The sequence below is a fragment of the Rhodococcus sp. SORGH_AS_0301 genome, from assembly GCF_030818285.1.
Taxonomy (GTDB): Bacteria; Actinomycetota; Actinomycetes; order Mycobacteriales; family Mycobacteriaceae; genus Rhodococcoides.
In genome coordinates this window covers 963,255-978,230 of sequence record NZ_JAUTAC010000002.1, presented here as the reverse complement: position 1 = coordinate 978,230, position 14,976 = coordinate 963,255, and the positions used below count along the sequence as shown (strand labels likewise).

The window sequence follows — 14,976 nt, the reverse complement described above, 5'->3', positions numbered from 1 at the left end:
ATTGGATCACCACGAGAGCGGTAACGTCGCACCGGTGACCCGCCGCACCGCTACCCTTCTCCTCCTCGCGACTCTGAGCGTGGCGGGGTGCGGCGGTGACCCGGCGACACCCCCGGCCGACGACCCGGCTCCGGCGACCTCGACGTCCGAGGCGCCCAGCACGCCGTCGGTGGCCGGTCCCTCCGTGCCGACGGGGCCCGACGCCGTCGCCGCGGACGACCTCTTCATCGCAGGGTTGGACAGTGGCGCCATCGAGTACACCGACCCGGAGACGATGAAGATTCTCGGACGCGGCATCTGCGCCGAACTGCAGCAGGGGCAGCCGGTGATCGCCGAGGTGGACGCCGTCACGACGGGCAGCCGCGGCAAATGGGACGAGAGCGCCGCGGGCGCCATCGTCGGTACCGCGATCGGCGCCTACTGCCCCGAGTTCCGAGCGCTGCTGCCCGGCTGACGGCTCCGGCGCAGCAGGAAGCGCTGCACCTTGCCGCTGGGCGTCTTGGGCAGTGCGTCGACGAAGTGCACCGTGCGCGGGTAGGCGTGCGCGGCGAAGTTGGACTTCACCAGCTGCTGCAGCTCGGACTCCAACTCGGCGGTACCCGAGACGCCCTCCGCCAGAACGACGTACGCCTCGATCACCTCTCCGCGGATGTCGTCGGGTTGGCCCACCACCGCCACGTCCATGACCGACGGGTGTTCCACGAGAACGCTTTCGACGTCGAAGGGCCCGATCCGGTAGCCGGCCATGATGATGACGTCGTCGTTACGCGCGGAGAAGAAGTAGGAGCCGTTCTCGATGCGTCCGGCATCGCCCGTCAGGTACCAGGACCCGTCCTCCGTGAACCGTTCGGCTGTCTTGTCGGGAGCGTCGACGTACCCGGTGAACCACATCAGCGGGCTGCCCGCCACCTCGAAGCCGATCTGATCCTCGACGACTCCGGCGGTGAAGCCCGGCAACGGCTTTCCCATCGAACCAGGGATCAGCGGCTCACGCACCGCGTCGTGCCAGGCGTTGACGATGACCATTCCGTGCTCGGTCTGGCCATAGTGATCCCGCACCGGCACGCCGAGCGCCGTCTCCGACCACACCAGAACGTCCGGCGTCAGCGGCTCCCCCGCCGACGACGCCCGTCGCAACGTGATGCCACCGACCGACGGGTCCTTGCTCAGGCTCCGGTACACCGTCGGTGCCGCCGCGAAGTTGGTGACCTCGAACTTCTGCATCACCGCGACCGTGAGCGCGGGGGTGAAGCCGGCATGCAGCATCAGACTGCGACGGCCCATCGCCATCGGGCCGAGAATGGCGTAGTAGAGCCCGTAGGCCCAGCCGGGGTCGGCGGCGTTCCAGAAGACGTCGTCCTCGGACACGTCGAGGCCGTAGGTCATGTAGGCGACGAACGACGCCAGCGCCGACACAGGCACCGGCACGCCCTTCGGCTTTCCCGTCGTGCCGCTGGTGAAGAGCTGGATCATCACACCGTCGCCGCCCACGGCCACCGAGGCCGCCATCGGCTCGTGCTCACGAACCAGAGCGTCGAAGCCCTCCCCCGTCTCGATCACCGTGATGCCCTCGATCGAGTCGAGCTTCTCGCGCTGGTCGGTCTCGGTGATGACGACGCGCGCCTGCGCGGCCTCGACGCGCATCGCGATCGCCGGAGTAGCGAAGGCGGTGAACAGCGGGACGTGCACCGCGCCGAGTCGCCAGAGCCCGAGCAGGGCGACGACCAGTTCGAGCCGCTTGCTCATCAACACTCCCACGCGGTCACCCCGGCCGACGCCCATCTCGGCGAGGCCCGTCGCGAATCGCGCCGACAGCTCATGCAGCTCGCCGTAGGTGAGGTCGCGCGCCGTGAGATCGCCTTCGATGAAGGTGAACGCGATCGCCGCCGGGTCGTGGTCGTCGCACAGCAGGGCGGCGAGGTCGGCGTCGGCGGATCCGTAGGTCGCCAGCAGGCGTGCGACATCGTCGGTCAAGGTCGTCATGGTGAGAGTGTGGCGCGGAACACTCGCGGCCCGATACCCTCCGAAGAGGGTAGGAAGACGGAGACCATGATCGACACACATTTCGACGCCGCCGTGGACCGGTTGCGCGCCGGTTCGGGCGTCACGCTCGCTTTCGGCGGAGTCATGACCGCGGGACGGCGATTGACGCTGCGCCATTTCGCCGGGCAGTCCGTCGGGGCGCTCGACGGTGTCGAACTCGAGGCAGGTCACGGTCTCGGCGGCAAGGTGTTGCAGGTCAATCGCACCGTCGCGCTCGACGACTACATGCGGACTCCGAAGATCAGCCACCGATACGACGCCATCATCTCCGCCGAGGGCCTGCGCGCCATGATCGCCGCCCCCGTCGTCGTCGGGCGGACAGCCGTCGGCGTGCTCTACGGCGCGATGCACACGGCCGGCCACATCGGGGATCGCGTGCTCGACGTGCTGACCCTCGAAGCGGGGGTTCTGGGCCAGGACCTCGCCGTCGACGAGGCGCGGCGCGATGCCGACCGGCTGCGCGAGGACGTCCGTCAGACGTACACGCGGCTGCGGGCGGTCGCGGCGCGGTCGGACGCACCCGAGCTCACGTCCGTGCTCGACTCGATGCGCGCCTTCCTGGAACCCGCCGCACCGATACCGTCCGCTCCGCACGTGACGGCCCGCGAACGGGACGTGTTGTCGCTGGTGGCACTGGGCCGGTCGAACATCGCCATCGCCGAGGAGCTCGGCCTCACCGTGTCCACAGTCAAGAGCTACATGAAGTCGATCATGGCCAAGCTCGACGCGTCGACCAGACACGAAGCCGCGCACGCCGCCCGGCGTGCAGGCCTAGTTCCCTGATCCTGTCCGCAGAGCCTTCTCGAGCGGAGTCGGAAACGTTGGGGTGATGGACGCGCCGTCGAGATGGGCCTCGAGACGTGCAGCTTCCGCCGCGACCTGCTCCTCGTCGGCCTTCTCGAACAACCGGAACACCACCTCACCGGCGCCGCGTACGGCCCAACCGCCGACCACCTGGCCGTTCGACCACACCGTGGGGCCGACGTTTCCGAACGTGTCGAACAGATCCGGTCGGTAGTCGTCCGGCAGGAACCATCGCCGATCCTTCCACCCCATCGGCGTCGGATCCAGCGCGGGCAGCAGCGCCACACCCCCGTCGGCACCGCTGATGTCGCCGCTGCGCAGCATGATTCCCCCACCCGACGACAGCTCGACCTCCTCGACGTCGAGAGCGGCGAGGGCTTTGACGGTGTGACCCTTGTTCCATCCGGTCCACCACTGGAGGTCCTCGGGAGTCGCCGGACCGAACGCCTCCAGCCAGGTGCGCGCCAGGCGAACTCGCGCATCCGCCTCCTCGATCGGCGGCACACCGTCGGGCCACCACGCGCTCACCGGTGCCCACGTGTGGTGGCGCGAGGTCCAGTTCCCCCGCGGTTCCACGCGCACGATGCGCCCCTCCGCCGACAGCAACGTCAGCAGCGACGACGTCACGTAGCGACGGACGTCGTACTTCTTGTCCGTGGTCGGGAGGAACGCGGTGCGCAGTTCCGGTACGGCGGTGGACAACTCGGCTCCCGTCGCGGTGCCCGACGCAGCCAGTGCCGCATCGACACCCGACTCGAGATGGTCGAGGAACGCCGGCACATCATCGATCACCGGGTCGGTGGGCAGGGTCGAGAGTTGCTTCGCCAGACGCGTTCTCAGGGTTCTGGCCACCCCGGCGCTCGAACCGGACTGCACGACGGGCATGAACTGCTTGTCGATGACGAAAAGGGTGCGGCGCATCGCCATGACCCGCACCAGCGAGCGGCGGGTGTACAGAGCGTCGCGCACGTCGTCCAGGGTCGCGGTGGTCGATCGCGCCAGAACCTGCAACGACACGCTCGCCGCATCCGTGGCGTGGAGCGCGACGATGCGCTGGACCACGTCCTCGGGCGTCAGCGACGACCCCAGACCCACGGCATGCCGGTGCACCAGGATCTTGCGCCGCTCCTTGTCCGTCACCTTCATCGGGACAGTGTGACCGACCCCGCCGCCGTGCGCACCCATGCCGGGCGCACATACCCCGCGGCGCAGTTCGCGTGGTGCTCCCCCGATGGGGAGTGCACGGGACGAACCGCGGTGCGCGAAACCCAGCCCAACGGCAACGACCGAGCCGGCACCCCCACACGACAACGGCGCCGCACCCGTCATGGGTGCGGCGCCGTTTGTCAGGCTCCGGGTCAGCGACCGTTCGACCGCCTGGACGATTCCTCGAAGTCCCCCTCGATCACCTCGAAGGTGCGCGTGTCGGACTGTGCCCGGCGCGACGCTTCCCTCATCTCGATGCCGTCGGTGACGAGGTCACCGATCTCGCGGGTGACGTCGCGGACTGCCGTGGCGATGATGACCGCGATGCGTCCGACGTGGGTCGCCGCGGACTCGGTCAGTTCCTGCACGGTGTCCTTGTTGCGTTCGAACTTGCCGACCATGGCACTACCTCTCAGGCTGCAGCTTTTTCGCGCTCGATGATCACACCGGTCACCTTGTCCACACCGGTGAACCGGTCGGGAAGGGCGAGTCGGAAGATCTTGCCCCACACAGTACCGATCTGATGGAAGAAGCCACCAGTGTTGTACGGAAGGCCGTACTCCTCACAGAGAGCCTTGACCTCGGGCGCGATCTGCGGGTAGCGGTGCGCAGGCAGGTCGGGGAAGAGGTGGTGCTCGATCTGGTGCGAGAGGTTGCCGGACATGATGTGGAACAGGTCGCCACCCTCGATGTTCGCGGAGCCGAGCATCTGACGCACGTACCACTGGCCGCGGGTCTCCTGCGCGGTCTCCTCGACGGTGAACGTCTGCACGCCCGTCGGGAAGTGGCCGCAGAAGATGATCGAGTAGGCCCACACGTTGCGGACGATGTTGGCGGTGAAGTTGCCCACCAGCGTCGGGACGAACATCGGCCCGGTCAGCGCGGGGAAGACGATGTAGTCCTTGAGGACCTGTCGTCCGGCCTTCTTCCACCAGCCCTCGAGCAGGGGCTTGACGTCGTGCCACTTGCGCTTGCCCTGGATGACGTTCTCGGCCTCCAGGTCGTGCATCATGACGCCCCACTCGAAGAAGGTCATGAGCAGGAACGCGTAGATCGGGTTGCCCAGGTAGTACGGGTTCCACTTCTGCGCGCTGTCCATCCGCAGGATGCCGTAACCGATGTCGCGGTCCATGTCGAGGATGTTGGTGTACGTGTGGTGCATGTAGTTGTGCGAGTGGCGCCACTGGTCACCGGGGCAGGTGTTGTCCCACTCGAAGACCTTGGAGTTCAGGCCCGGCTCACGCATCCAGTCGTACTGGCCGTGCATGACGTTGTGACCGATCTCCATGTTGTCGAGGATCTTCGACAGGCTCAGGGCGCTGACGGCGGCGATCCAGGCCGGCGGGAAGAAGCCGAAGTACATCAGTCCGCGACCGGCGACCTCGAGTCCGCGCTGCGCCTTGATGATCTTGAAGATGTAGTCGCGGTCCTCCTGACCCAGGTCCGCGACGGTGCGGGCGCGCAGGTCGTCGAGCTTGCGCCCGAGTTCCTCCACTGCTTCGTAGCTCAGGACGACGGGTCCGTCGGTGCCCGGCTCGTCCAGCACGTCGACGCCGGACGTCGTGGTGTCGGGCGCCGAGCTGGAACCGATGAACGGGAGAAAGGACAGTGAGAGTCCGAACATGGTGACCTCCTCTTCGAGTATGTGGATGGGTCAGACGTCGATGTCGACGTCGCCCACGGGGACGGAGATGCAGAGCTGGATTTCGTTGTCCGGATCGGAGTCGAGCTCACCGGTCTTGACGTTGCGGGTGCATCCCGACTTCTTGATTGCCGTGCAGGTGAAGCAGATTCCCATCCTGCAGCCGAATTCCGGTGTCAGCCCGGCATTCTCGGCCTGCTCCAGGAGGGTGGCGCCGTCGTTCTCCGCCTCGACGGACGAACCCGAGAACGACACGGTTCCCGAGGCATCCCCGTCGACGACCGGAACTGCGGTGACGAACTCCTCCGAGAACAACGACTCGGAGAGTCCGAGTTCGTCGAACACCGACCTGACACCCTTCATCAACCCGGGCGGCCCGCACAGGAACGTCTGCGCCGAGGCGTGCCAGGGTGCTGCGACGTTCAGATGCTCGGTGTCGAAGAATCCGTGCAGATGACCACCGTTCTGCTGATCGGTGTACGCGTACAGAACGTCCACGTTGTCGTTCTCGGCCGCGATGCGGTCGAGTTCGGCGCGGTAGCAGACGTCGTTCTCCGTGTAGGCGTAGTGCAGGAACGCCACGCGTCCGGTGTACCCCTCGTGCACCAGCGTGCGCAGCATCGACATCACCGGGGTGATGCCGCTTCCACCACTGATCAGCAGAACGTGGTCCGGCCGCGGGCTCGGGAGCTCGAAGGTGCCCGTGGCCGGCGCGAGATTGACCACGAGACCAGGCTTCGCCGAGGCGACCAGGTAATTGGACACGATGCCGTCGGGCTGAGCCTTGACGGTGAGCTCGATCGTGTCGTCGTCGGTTCCGGCGGTACCTGCCGGGGAGTAGCAACGCGTGTGCCGGACGCCGTCGACCACGACACCGATCTGCACGAAGTGGCCGGCGGAGAACCCCTTCCACTGCCACGTGGGGCGCAGCGTCAGCGTGACGGTGTCGGCAGTCTGGTGACGGACGGCCACCACCTCGGCGCGCATGTCGTCGACAGTCATCATGGGGTCGACGAGTTCGAGGTACCGATCGACCGCGTGCGGCGTCGTCAGCGTCTCGAGCAACCGGGGCCGCAACCTGGACAGCAGCGAACTGCGACGGCCGCGCGATGTGGGGGTGGTGGCGATGCTCAAGGCGTCCTCCTCGAATGACGGGCCGGTGACCGGATCACTTCTCCAGTGCACACTCGTTCACTGGAATCGAGTGTGACAGCCCGTACCGGCAACTTTCAAGGCCAATGTGACGACGGACACGTACCGTGAGCAGCAGTGACCCGCCAGGCTCTCGCGCGGCGGAAGTGCACACCCATACACCGATGTCGGTTAATGTCGAGGAATGTCCGAGAATTCCGTAGGTTCCACGACGGCCAGCAGGGCCGAACGCAAGGAACGCACCCGGCGGGCACTCGTGGACGGAACGCTGGACGCCATCGCGGACCGCAGTTTCTCCAGCGTGAGCCTGCGGGAGGTCACGCGCGCGGCAGGAATCGTGCCGACGGCGTTCTACCGCCACTTCGCGTCGATGGAGGACCTCGGAGTCGCGGTCGTCGAGGACAGCATGCGCGTCCTTCGCAAGATCCTGCGCGACGTCCGTCGCCACCCGTCCGCGGACAACGCGCGCGAGTCGCTCGAACTGCTGGTGGGCGAGATCCGCGAACACGACGTCCAGTTCCGCTTCCTGATCCGCGAGCGGTCCGGCGGGGTGGTGAAGGTCCGGCGCGCGATCGAGACCGAGCTGCGAATGATCGTGCACGAGCTCACCCAGGACCTGTCCCGGATCCCCGCCCTGTCGTCGTGGCCCGGCGATGATCTCGAGATGGTCGCCGACCTCATCGTCAACACGATGCTGGCGACAGTGGTGGACCTGGTCGAGGTGACGCCCGCCGGCGCGGCCGAACGCGACATCGTCGAACGCGCGCTGTCCCAGCTGCGCGTGATCATGCTGGGAATGGGCCAGTGGCAGCCTCGGAACGTCCGCGGCGCACGGACGTCGGCAGCCGCCCTCGGAGCGTGAGGACCCGATAGCCTTTCCCCATGCAGATCTCAGTCGGTGACCTGACCTTCGACGCGGACCGCTACGGAACCCCCGGCGACCGCCCGGCCCTTCTCCTGCACGGTTTTCCCGAGACGTCCGCGAGTTGGCGCGACGTGGCGATCCGCATGGCGGACGCGGGCCGCGACGTCGTCGTGCCGAACCAGCGCGGGTACTCCCCCGGTGCCCGTCCGACCGGTACCGACGCTTACCGCATCGACCTGCTGGTCGCCGACGTCATCGGAATGCTCGACGAACTGGGCTTCGCGGCAGTCGATCTCGTGGGGCACGACTGGGGGTCGATCGTCGCCTGGTACGTCGCGGCGCTGCATCCGGATCGCGTGCGCACCCTCACCGCAGTGTCCGTCCCGCACCCGGCCGCCTTCGGGTGGGCGATCCGCGAAGACGAGGACCAGAAGAAGCGCAGCGAGTACATGACGCTCTTCCGTCAGCCCGGCAGGGCGGAGGATCTGCTGCTCGAGGACGACGCCCGCCGGTTGATCGCCATGTTCTCCGGTGCCGCCGATCCGACGATCGTCTCGCAGCATCTTCCGGTGGTCGGCCGGCGTGAGACGCTCACCGCCGCGCTGGAGTGGTACCGCGCCATGACGCGCGACTTCGCGGATCTCCCGTCCGTCGAGGTGCCGACCACCTACGTGTGGGGTAACCAGGACACGGCGGTCGGCCGCGCCGCCGCCGAGCGTTGCGCCCAGCACGTCACCGGCCCCTACGAGTTCGTCGAGTTGAGTGTCAGCCACTGGGTGCCCGAGGACGATCCGGACCGACTGGCGGACGAGATCCTCGCGCGTTAGCGCGTGACCGGTTGTCGCAGAATCGTTCTCAGCTTGTCGGCCACCACACGCCGTGGGTCGCCGAGATAGATCTCGTGATGACGTCCCGTCATCCGGAGCGAGTGCGCCGGGACGACGACGTCGTGCATGTGCGCGAGCACCGGCGCCTCGTCGTCGTAGGACCCGACGTGCAGCGTCTGCACGCACAGCCCCTCGTCGAGACGTATCAGGCGCACGTCGCCTGTCCGCGGGCCCGCCTTCTGTTCGCGGACGGTCTCCAGATGCTCGGCCGTGATCCAGTCGGGGGTCATGATCATCGCGGTCCATCGCCATCGCGACGGGTCCCGCTCGCGGGTGAACGACGCCCAGTCGTCCGCCCACCACAGCGCTTCGAGCGGCATCACCACGTGGTCTCTGCCGAGTTCGCGCTTGCCGAGGAACTTCAGGCCGTACGCGAGCGGATACAGAGACGACACCGCGTCGGTCCAGGCGGTCGTGTTCGGATCACCGTCCCCGTCGATCGTGAGGTACTGCAGGGGCGGCACCTCGACCACGTCGAACACCCCGAGTCGAGCGCTGTACGTCGCGATCTCCTTCTTGTGGTCGACCTTCACGCCGCCGCGTCCCTCCCCCGATCACCCTCGGGTGCCGCGACGCGGAGCAGGGCCAGTAGCCCGGCCGCCAGCACCAGCACGATGCCGATGATGCCGGCCCGATCCGCGTCGAAGAGGAAGACGAAGAGTCCGAAGAGGCTCGGAGCGAGGAACGAGACCGCGCGTCCCGTCGTGGCGTAGAGGCCGAACATCTGGCCTTCCCGGCCGGGCGGGACTATGCGGGTCAGGAAGGTGCGCGACGCCGACTGTGCGGGTCCGACGAACAGGCACAGGATCAGTCCGAAGATCCAGAACATCAGGGGACCCGAGACGGCGAGCAGGACCAGCCCGGCGACGATCATCGACACGAGCGAGACGACGATGACGAGCTTGGGCCCCAGCACGTCGTCGACACGCCCCGCGACGACGGCGCCGAGTGCGGCGACGACGTTGGCGGCGACCCCGAAGAGCAGCACGTCGGCACTGGAGATGCCGTACACGGTGACGGCCAACACCGCTCCGAAGGTGAAGACCCCGGCCAGACCGTCACGGAACAGAGCGCTCGCGACGAGGAACCACACGGTGCGGCGGTCGGTGCGCCACAGCTCGGACACGTCGCGCCACAGCACGCGGTACGACTCGAGGTAGCCGGCTCGCGCGGCCGCCGCCTCGGGGTCGGTGACGGGGAGTTCGGGAACCGCGAAGAGCACGGGAAGCGAGAACACGAGGAACCACACCGCCGCGAGCAGCGCCACGAGCCGGATGTTGAGGCCGTCCTCGGTGGTGATGCCCAGCAGACCCCGCTCGTCGCCGTCGCCGGCGATGAACCCGAAGTAGCACATAAGCAGCAGGACGATGCCGCCGAAATAGCCCATCGCCCAGCCGAATCCGGACACCCGACCCAGATTGTCGGGCGTCGAGACCTGACGCAGCATCGCGGTGTAGGGCACCTGCGCCACCTCGAAGAGCACCGAGGCGACGGACAGCAGGATCAGGCCCAGCCACAGGTAGTGGTAGTCGTCCTTCACGAAGAACAGTGCCGCCATGCACACGACGGTCGCGGTCGACAGTACGAAGAGGAGCCGTTTGCGGCGACCTCTGGCATCGCTGCGCTGACCGGAGACGGGAGCCAGGACCGCGACCAGAACTCCGGCGATGCCGAGCGACCACCCCAACCACGACGTGGCGGACACTCCGCCGGGCAGATCGGCACCCACCGAGTCGGTCAGGTACACCGAGAACACGAACGTGAGGATCACGGCCTGGAAGGCGGCACCGCCCCAGTCCCAGAAACCCCACGCCAGCACCTGCTTCTTCGTCACGACACCGGGCGCGCCCACGACCACCATGTCTCGCAGCATAGGGTGCCGAGATGACCGACTTCCCTGTTCTGCTGTCGCCGATCACAGTCGGTCGTACGACGTTGCCCAACCGGGTGATGATGGGCTCGATCCACACTGGACTCGAGGATCGGGCGAAGGACGTAGAGAAGCTCGCCGCGTACTTCGCCGAGCGCGCCCGAGGTGGTGTGGGACTCGTCGTCACCGGGGGCTACTCCCCCAATCGCACCGGCTGGCTGCTTCCGTTCGCGGCCAAGTTGACCAACCGTCTCGAGGCCCGTCGCCACCGACGCGTGACCGATGCCGTGCACCGCGAGGGTGGTCGGATCGTGCTGCAGATCCTGCACGCGGGCCGCTACTCCTACCATCCGCTCTCCGTGAGTGCGTCGGGTGGGAAGTCGCCGATCACCCCGTTCCGCGCCCGCGGCCTCACCGATCGGGGCGTGGAACGGCAGATCAGCCACTACGTCCGGTGCGCGCGCCTGGCGCAGCGCGCAGGCTACGACGGCGTCGAGATCATGGGCGGCGAGGGCTACTTCCTCAACCAGTTCCTCGCACCGAGGACGAACCGTCGCACCGATCGGTGGGGCGGGTCCGCCGAGAACCGGCGCCGCCTTCCGGTGGAGATCGTGCGTCGCATCAGAGCAGCGGTCGGACCGGACTTCCTGCTCTCGTTCCGGATCTCGCTGGCCGATCTGGTCGAGAACGGTCAGACGTGGGACGAGATCGTGGCACTCGCCATCGAACTCGAAGGAGCCGGGATCGATCTGTTCGACTCCGACTTCGGCTGGCACGAGTCGCGCGTGCCCACCATCGTGACGTCCGTACCGAGGGCCGCGTTCATCGACTTCACCCGCCGCCTCACCGAGGTGGTGACGGTGCCGGTGGCGGCGGCGAACCGGATCAACATGCCGGAGGTCGCCGAACGCCTGCTCGCCGACGGCAGCGCGCACCTGGTGTCGCTGGCCCGCCCGATGCTGGCGGATCCCGACTGGCTGCTCAAGGCGAGGAACGGCCGACGGGACGAGATCAACACGTGCATCGCCTGCAACCAGGCCTGTCTCGACCACGTCTTCGTCCACCGCAATGCGTCCTGCCTGCTCAATCCGCGGGCCGGGCGGGAGACCGAACTCGTGCTGTCCCCGACTCGCTCCGCGAGAACGGTCGCCGTCGTCGGCGCCGGCCCGGCGGGACTCGCCACCGCGGTCGCACTGGGGCAGCGTGGTCATCGCGTCACCCTCTTCGAGGCGCGCGACGAGATCGGCGGCCAGTTCGCGATCGCGCAGCGCATCCCCGGCAAGGAGGAGTTCGCCGAGACGGTCCGCTACTTCACCCACGCACTCGCCGCAGCGACGGTCGACGTTCGGCTCGGCACGACGGCCGGCGCCGCGGACCTCGTGCACTTCGATCGCGTCGTCCTGGCCACGGGTGTGGTGCCGCGCATCCCGTCCATTCCCGGCATCGATCACCCCAGCGTCGTCACGTACGCCGAGGCGGTGCTCGGCCACCGCGACGTCGGCAGGCGCGTGGCCGTCATCGGGGCCGGCGGCATCGGTGTCGACGTCTGCGAGTTCCTCACCACGGAACACTCCTCGACTCTGGACACCGCGGAGTGGCGTCGGGAATGGGGAGTCACCGACGATCCGGCGGCCGCGGGTGCCGTGGCCACCGCCGTCGCTCCCCCCGCGGCTCGCGAGGTGTACCTGCTGCAGCGGACGGCGGGACGGATCGGGACGCGACTCGGCAAGACCAGCGGCTGGGTGCATCGCGCTGCCCTGCGAAGCAGGAACGTGACGCAGTTGTCGGGGGTGCGGTACGACCGGATCGACGACGACGGACTTCACATCACCGTCGACGGACGGACACGCGCACTGGAGGTCGACACGATCGTCGTGTGCGCCGGTCAGGAGTCGGTGCGCGATCTTCTGGACGATCTCACAGCTGCGGGAACAGTAGTCGACGTCATCGGCGGCGCCGACGTGGCGGCGGAGGTGGACGCGAAGCGGGCGATCGAACAAGGGACCCGCCTCGCGGCCGCCCTCTGACGTCGCGTGCTCCGCAGCGTCACGCTAGCCTCGGTGACCGTGAGCCTCCCCGCACCCACCGCAGAGTCCCGTGCCGTCGTCACCGGAGCGTCGTCCGGCATCGGAGAAGCACTCGCCACCGAACTCGCCGCCCGTGGTCATTCGCTGATCGTCGTCGCCCGTCGAGGCGAGTTGCTCGAGGCGCTGGCGGCGAAGCTGACCGCCGAGCACGGCGTCACCGTCGAGGTCCGCGTGAACGATCTGTCCGATCCCGTTCAACGCCAGACCCTGGCGGACGAACTGGCCGGCCGCGACATCTCGGTGCTCTGCAACAACGCCGGCATTGCCACCTTCGGTCCGGTGTCGGCGCTGGATCCCGCCTACGAGCGCGCCCAGGTGCAGCTCAATGCTGTTGCGGTGCACGATCTCACGCTGGCGGTCCTGCCCGGCATGATCGAGCGCGGCGCCGGCGGCATCCTCGTCACCGGCTCGGCCGCGGGCAACATGGCCATCCCCAACAATGCGACCTACGCCGCCACCAAGGCGTTCGTGAACACGTTCTCCGAGTCGTTGCGATCGGAGCTCGCCGGCACCGGCGTGCACTGCACGCTCCTCGCACCCGGCCCGGTCCGCACCGAGACGCCCGATCCCGCGGACGCCTCCATCGTCGACAAGCTGGTGCCGGACTTCCTGTGGATCGACAGCGCGTACACGGCACGGCTGTCTCTCGACGGGCTCGAGAAGAACAAGATGCGCATCGTTCCCGGAATCCTCAGCAAGGGCATGTCCGTTGCGGGCCAGTACAGTCCGCGCTCGATCAGCGCTCCGATCATCGGCAGCTTCTACAAGAAGCTCGGCGGTTCCTGACCTTCTACCTCCGACGGCGGCGTCCGGTCCCGAAGATGCTCCGTGAGATCTCGCGACCGGCCGCACTGGCTGCCGACCGCAGGAAGCTCTTCACGGCGGGGTTGGCCATGATGCGTTCTGCGGCCGACGGCCCTTCCGGCTCCGGCGCGGGCAGCGGCGGCAGGTCGTAGGTCTGCGGCAGCGGCGGGAACTCCGGCTGCTGCGGCGTCGGTTCGGGGGCCATCCGTGCGTTCAGCAACTCGTACGCGGACTCGCCGTCGACGGTGGTGCCGTACGTCGCGTACAACGGACTGGCGGTCGCGGCGGCCGTGATCGCGTCCGTTCCGATGGTGTCCATCAGCGACTGCGGCGGACGAATCCTGGTCCAGGCCACGGGAGTCGGCGCGCCCCGCTCGGACAGCACCGTGACGATCGCCTCGCCGGTCCCGAGGGTGGTGAGTGCCTCCTCCAGGTCGTAGTCCGCACTCTTGGGATACGTCCGTACCGTCTTGGTCAGCGCCTTCTGGTCGTCCGGGGTGAAGGCGCGCAGCGCGTGCTGCACCCGCGCGCCGAGTTGGGAGAGCACCGGCCCGGGAACGTCCGACGGCAGCTGCGTGCAGAAGAAGATGCCGACACCCTTGGAGCGGATCAGTTTCACGGTCTGCTCGACCTGCTGGAGGAACGCCTTCGACGCGTCGGCGAAGAGCAGATGTGCCTCGTCGAACACGAACACCAGCTTCGGTGCGTCGAGGTCCCCCTCCTCCGGCAGGGTCTGGAAGAGATCGGCCAGCACCCACATCAGGAACGTGGAGAACATGACGGGACGCGCTGCGAGAGCGCCGAGTTCGAAGAGGGTGACGATGCCGCGTCCGTCCGGTGCGGTGCGGATCAGGTCCTCCGTCCGCATCTCCGGCTCACCGAAGAACGTGTCGCCGCCGTCGGCCTCCAGGTTCACCAGTGCCCGCAGGATGACACCGGCGGTGGACGACGAGACGCCGCCGATGCCCTTCAGGTCGGCCTTGCCCTCGTCGCTCGTGAGGTGCGTGATGACGGCACGCAGATCCTTCAGATCGAGCAGCGCGAGCCCCTGCGTGTCCGCCCAGTGGAAGATCAGTCCGAGGGTCGACTCCTGAGTCGCGTTGAGCTGCAACACCTTGCTGAGCAGGATGGGTCCGAACGCCGTGATGGTCGCGCGTACCGGCACCGCGCCACCCTCGGTACCGAGGGAGAGGAACTCGACCGGGAATTCCGTGGGCGCCCACCCGTCCGCGCCGGTCTCGCCGGCCCGGCCGCGCAGGCCGTCCGAGTCCGCGCCCGGAGCGGACAGTCCCGAGAGGTCGCCCTTGACGTCGGCCAGCACCACCGGAACACCGGCCGCGGAGAGCTGTTCGGCGATCACCTGCACGGTCTTCGTCTTGCCGGTTCCCGTGGCGCCGGCCACGAGGCCGTGACGGTTGACCATCTTCAGCGGTAACCGGACCCGTGCGGTCGGATCCGCGACGCCATCCAGCACCACACTGCCGAGTTCGATGGCGGGACCTTCCGTGGCGTACCCCGCTGCGATCGCGGCCGCGCGGCCACCCTCCGTCGGTTCCGTCATCGTCACTCGTGCTCCCGTTCTCGTGTCGCCGGCGGTACGGGCTGAACTCTATCGC

Annotated in this window: 14 protein-coding genes; 6 read left to right on the top strand and 8 right to left on the bottom strand. The window is 67.9% G+C overall.

All coding sequences use genetic code 11. The features are described 5' to 3' along the window. The first annotated feature begins 34 nt into the window (after positions 1 to 34). On the top strand, positions 35 to 454 hold the full coding sequence (locus QE397_RS05255) for a DUF732 domain-containing protein (RefSeq protein ID WP_222647485.1): 420 nt from the start codon (positions 35 to 37) through the stop codon (positions 452 to 454). Here the strand turns inward: QE397_RS05255 and QE397_RS05250 are convergent. Next, a complete protein-coding gene (locus QE397_RS05250) occupies positions 418 to 1,983 on the bottom strand; it encodes an AMP-binding protein (protein WP_307092178.1) in 1,566 nt (521 codons plus the stop codon). The two genes, QE397_RS05255 and QE397_RS05250, sit on opposite strands and share 37 nt — an antisense overlap. Before the next feature lie 66 nt (positions 1,984 to 2,049). On the opposite strand from QE397_RS05250, the gene QE397_RS05245 reads away from it, so the two are divergent. Continuing rightward, positions 2,050 to 2,826, top strand: coding sequence for a LuxR C-terminal-related transcriptional regulator (locus tag QE397_RS05245; RefSeq protein WP_027505622.1), 777 nt, complete (start codon positions 2,050 to 2,052; stop codon positions 2,824 to 2,826). Here QE397_RS05245 and QE397_RS05240 read toward each other — a convergent pair. The 4 genes from QE397_RS05240 to QE397_RS05225 all read right to left on the bottom strand — a co-directional run bounded on the left by QE397_RS05240 (position 2,815) and on the right by QE397_RS05225 (position 6,829). After that, the gene (locus QE397_RS05240; RefSeq protein ID WP_307092175.1) at positions 2,815 to 3,993 is read right to left on the bottom strand and encodes a winged helix DNA-binding domain-containing protein; all 1,179 of its coding nucleotides are present in this window, start codon (positions 3,991 to 3,993) and stop codon (positions 2,815 to 2,817) included. The two genes, QE397_RS05245 and QE397_RS05240, sit on opposite strands and share 12 nt — an antisense overlap. A 212-nt stretch (positions 3,994 to 4,205) precedes the next feature. Next, positions 4,206 to 4,454: a hypothetical protein gene (locus QE397_RS05235; RefSeq protein ID WP_027505620.1), complete on the bottom strand. Its 249-nt coding sequence runs from the start codon at positions 4,452 to 4,454 to the stop codon at positions 4,206 to 4,208. 11 nt (positions 4,455 to 4,465) lie between these two features. Continuing rightward, entirely contained in the window at positions 4,466 to 5,677 is a 1,212-nt protein-coding gene (locus QE397_RS05230) for an acyl-CoA desaturase (protein ID WP_307092173.1), read from the bottom strand. Positions 5,678 to 5,707: 30 nt separating this feature from the next. Further along, positions 5,708 to 6,829: a ferredoxin reductase gene (locus QE397_RS05225; protein ID WP_222647481.1), complete on the bottom strand. Its 1,122-nt coding sequence runs from the start codon at positions 6,827 to 6,829 to the stop codon at positions 5,708 to 5,710. Between the two features lie 202 nt (positions 6,830 to 7,031). Here QE397_RS05225 and QE397_RS05220 point away from each other — a divergent pair, with 202 nt between their 5' ends. Both QE397_RS05220 and QE397_RS05215 read left to right on the top strand, forming a co-directional pair. Further along, on the top strand, positions 7,032 to 7,709 hold the full coding sequence (locus QE397_RS05220) for a TetR family transcriptional regulator (protein ID WP_307092172.1): 678 nt from the start codon (positions 7,032 to 7,034) through the stop codon (positions 7,707 to 7,709). A 20-nt stretch (positions 7,710 to 7,729) separates the two neighbouring features. Continuing rightward, positions 7,730 to 8,539, top strand: a complete 810-nt coding sequence (locus QE397_RS05215; RefSeq protein WP_307092170.1) for an alpha/beta fold hydrolase — start codon at positions 7,730 to 7,732, stop codon at positions 8,537 to 8,539. Here the strand turns inward: QE397_RS05215 and QE397_RS05210 are convergent. Further along, a complete protein-coding gene (locus QE397_RS05210) occupies positions 8,536 to 9,132 on the bottom strand; it encodes a GyrI-like domain-containing protein (protein WP_307092169.1) in 597 nt (198 codons plus the stop codon). The genes QE397_RS05215 and QE397_RS05210 overlap by 4 nt on opposite strands. Further along, positions 9,129 to 10,460, bottom strand: a complete 1,332-nt coding sequence (locus QE397_RS05205) for an MFS transporter (RefSeq protein WP_235578968.1) — start codon at positions 10,458 to 10,460, stop codon at positions 9,129 to 9,131. Before QE397_RS05205 ends, QE397_RS05210 begins: the two co-directional genes overlap by 4 nt. A gap of 23 nt (positions 10,461 to 10,483) precedes the next feature. Between QE397_RS05205 and QE397_RS05200 the strand changes: the two genes are divergently transcribed. Together QE397_RS05200 and cmrA are read left to right on the top strand one after the other, a co-directional pair. Continuing rightward, positions 10,484 to 12,496: an NADPH-dependent 2,4-dienoyl-CoA reductase gene (locus tag QE397_RS05200; protein WP_307092167.1), complete on the top strand. Its 2,013-nt coding sequence runs from the start codon at positions 10,484 to 10,486 to the stop codon at positions 12,494 to 12,496. 39 nt (positions 12,497 to 12,535) lie between these two features. Next, entirely contained in the window at positions 12,536 to 13,342 is an 807-nt protein-coding gene (gene cmrA / locus QE397_RS05195; RefSeq protein ID WP_056446372.1) for a mycolate reductase, read from the top strand. Between the two features lie 4 nt (positions 13,343 to 13,346). On the opposite strand, the gene QE397_RS05190 is transcribed toward cmrA, so the two are convergent. Next, positions 13,347 to 14,921 carry a helicase HerA-like domain-containing protein gene (locus QE397_RS05190; protein WP_307092165.1) on the bottom strand — a complete coding sequence of 525 codons (1,575 nt, stop codon included), beginning with the start codon at positions 14,919 to 14,921 and terminating at the stop codon, positions 13,347 to 13,349. Between the last annotated feature and the right edge of the window lie 55 nt (positions 14,922 to 14,976).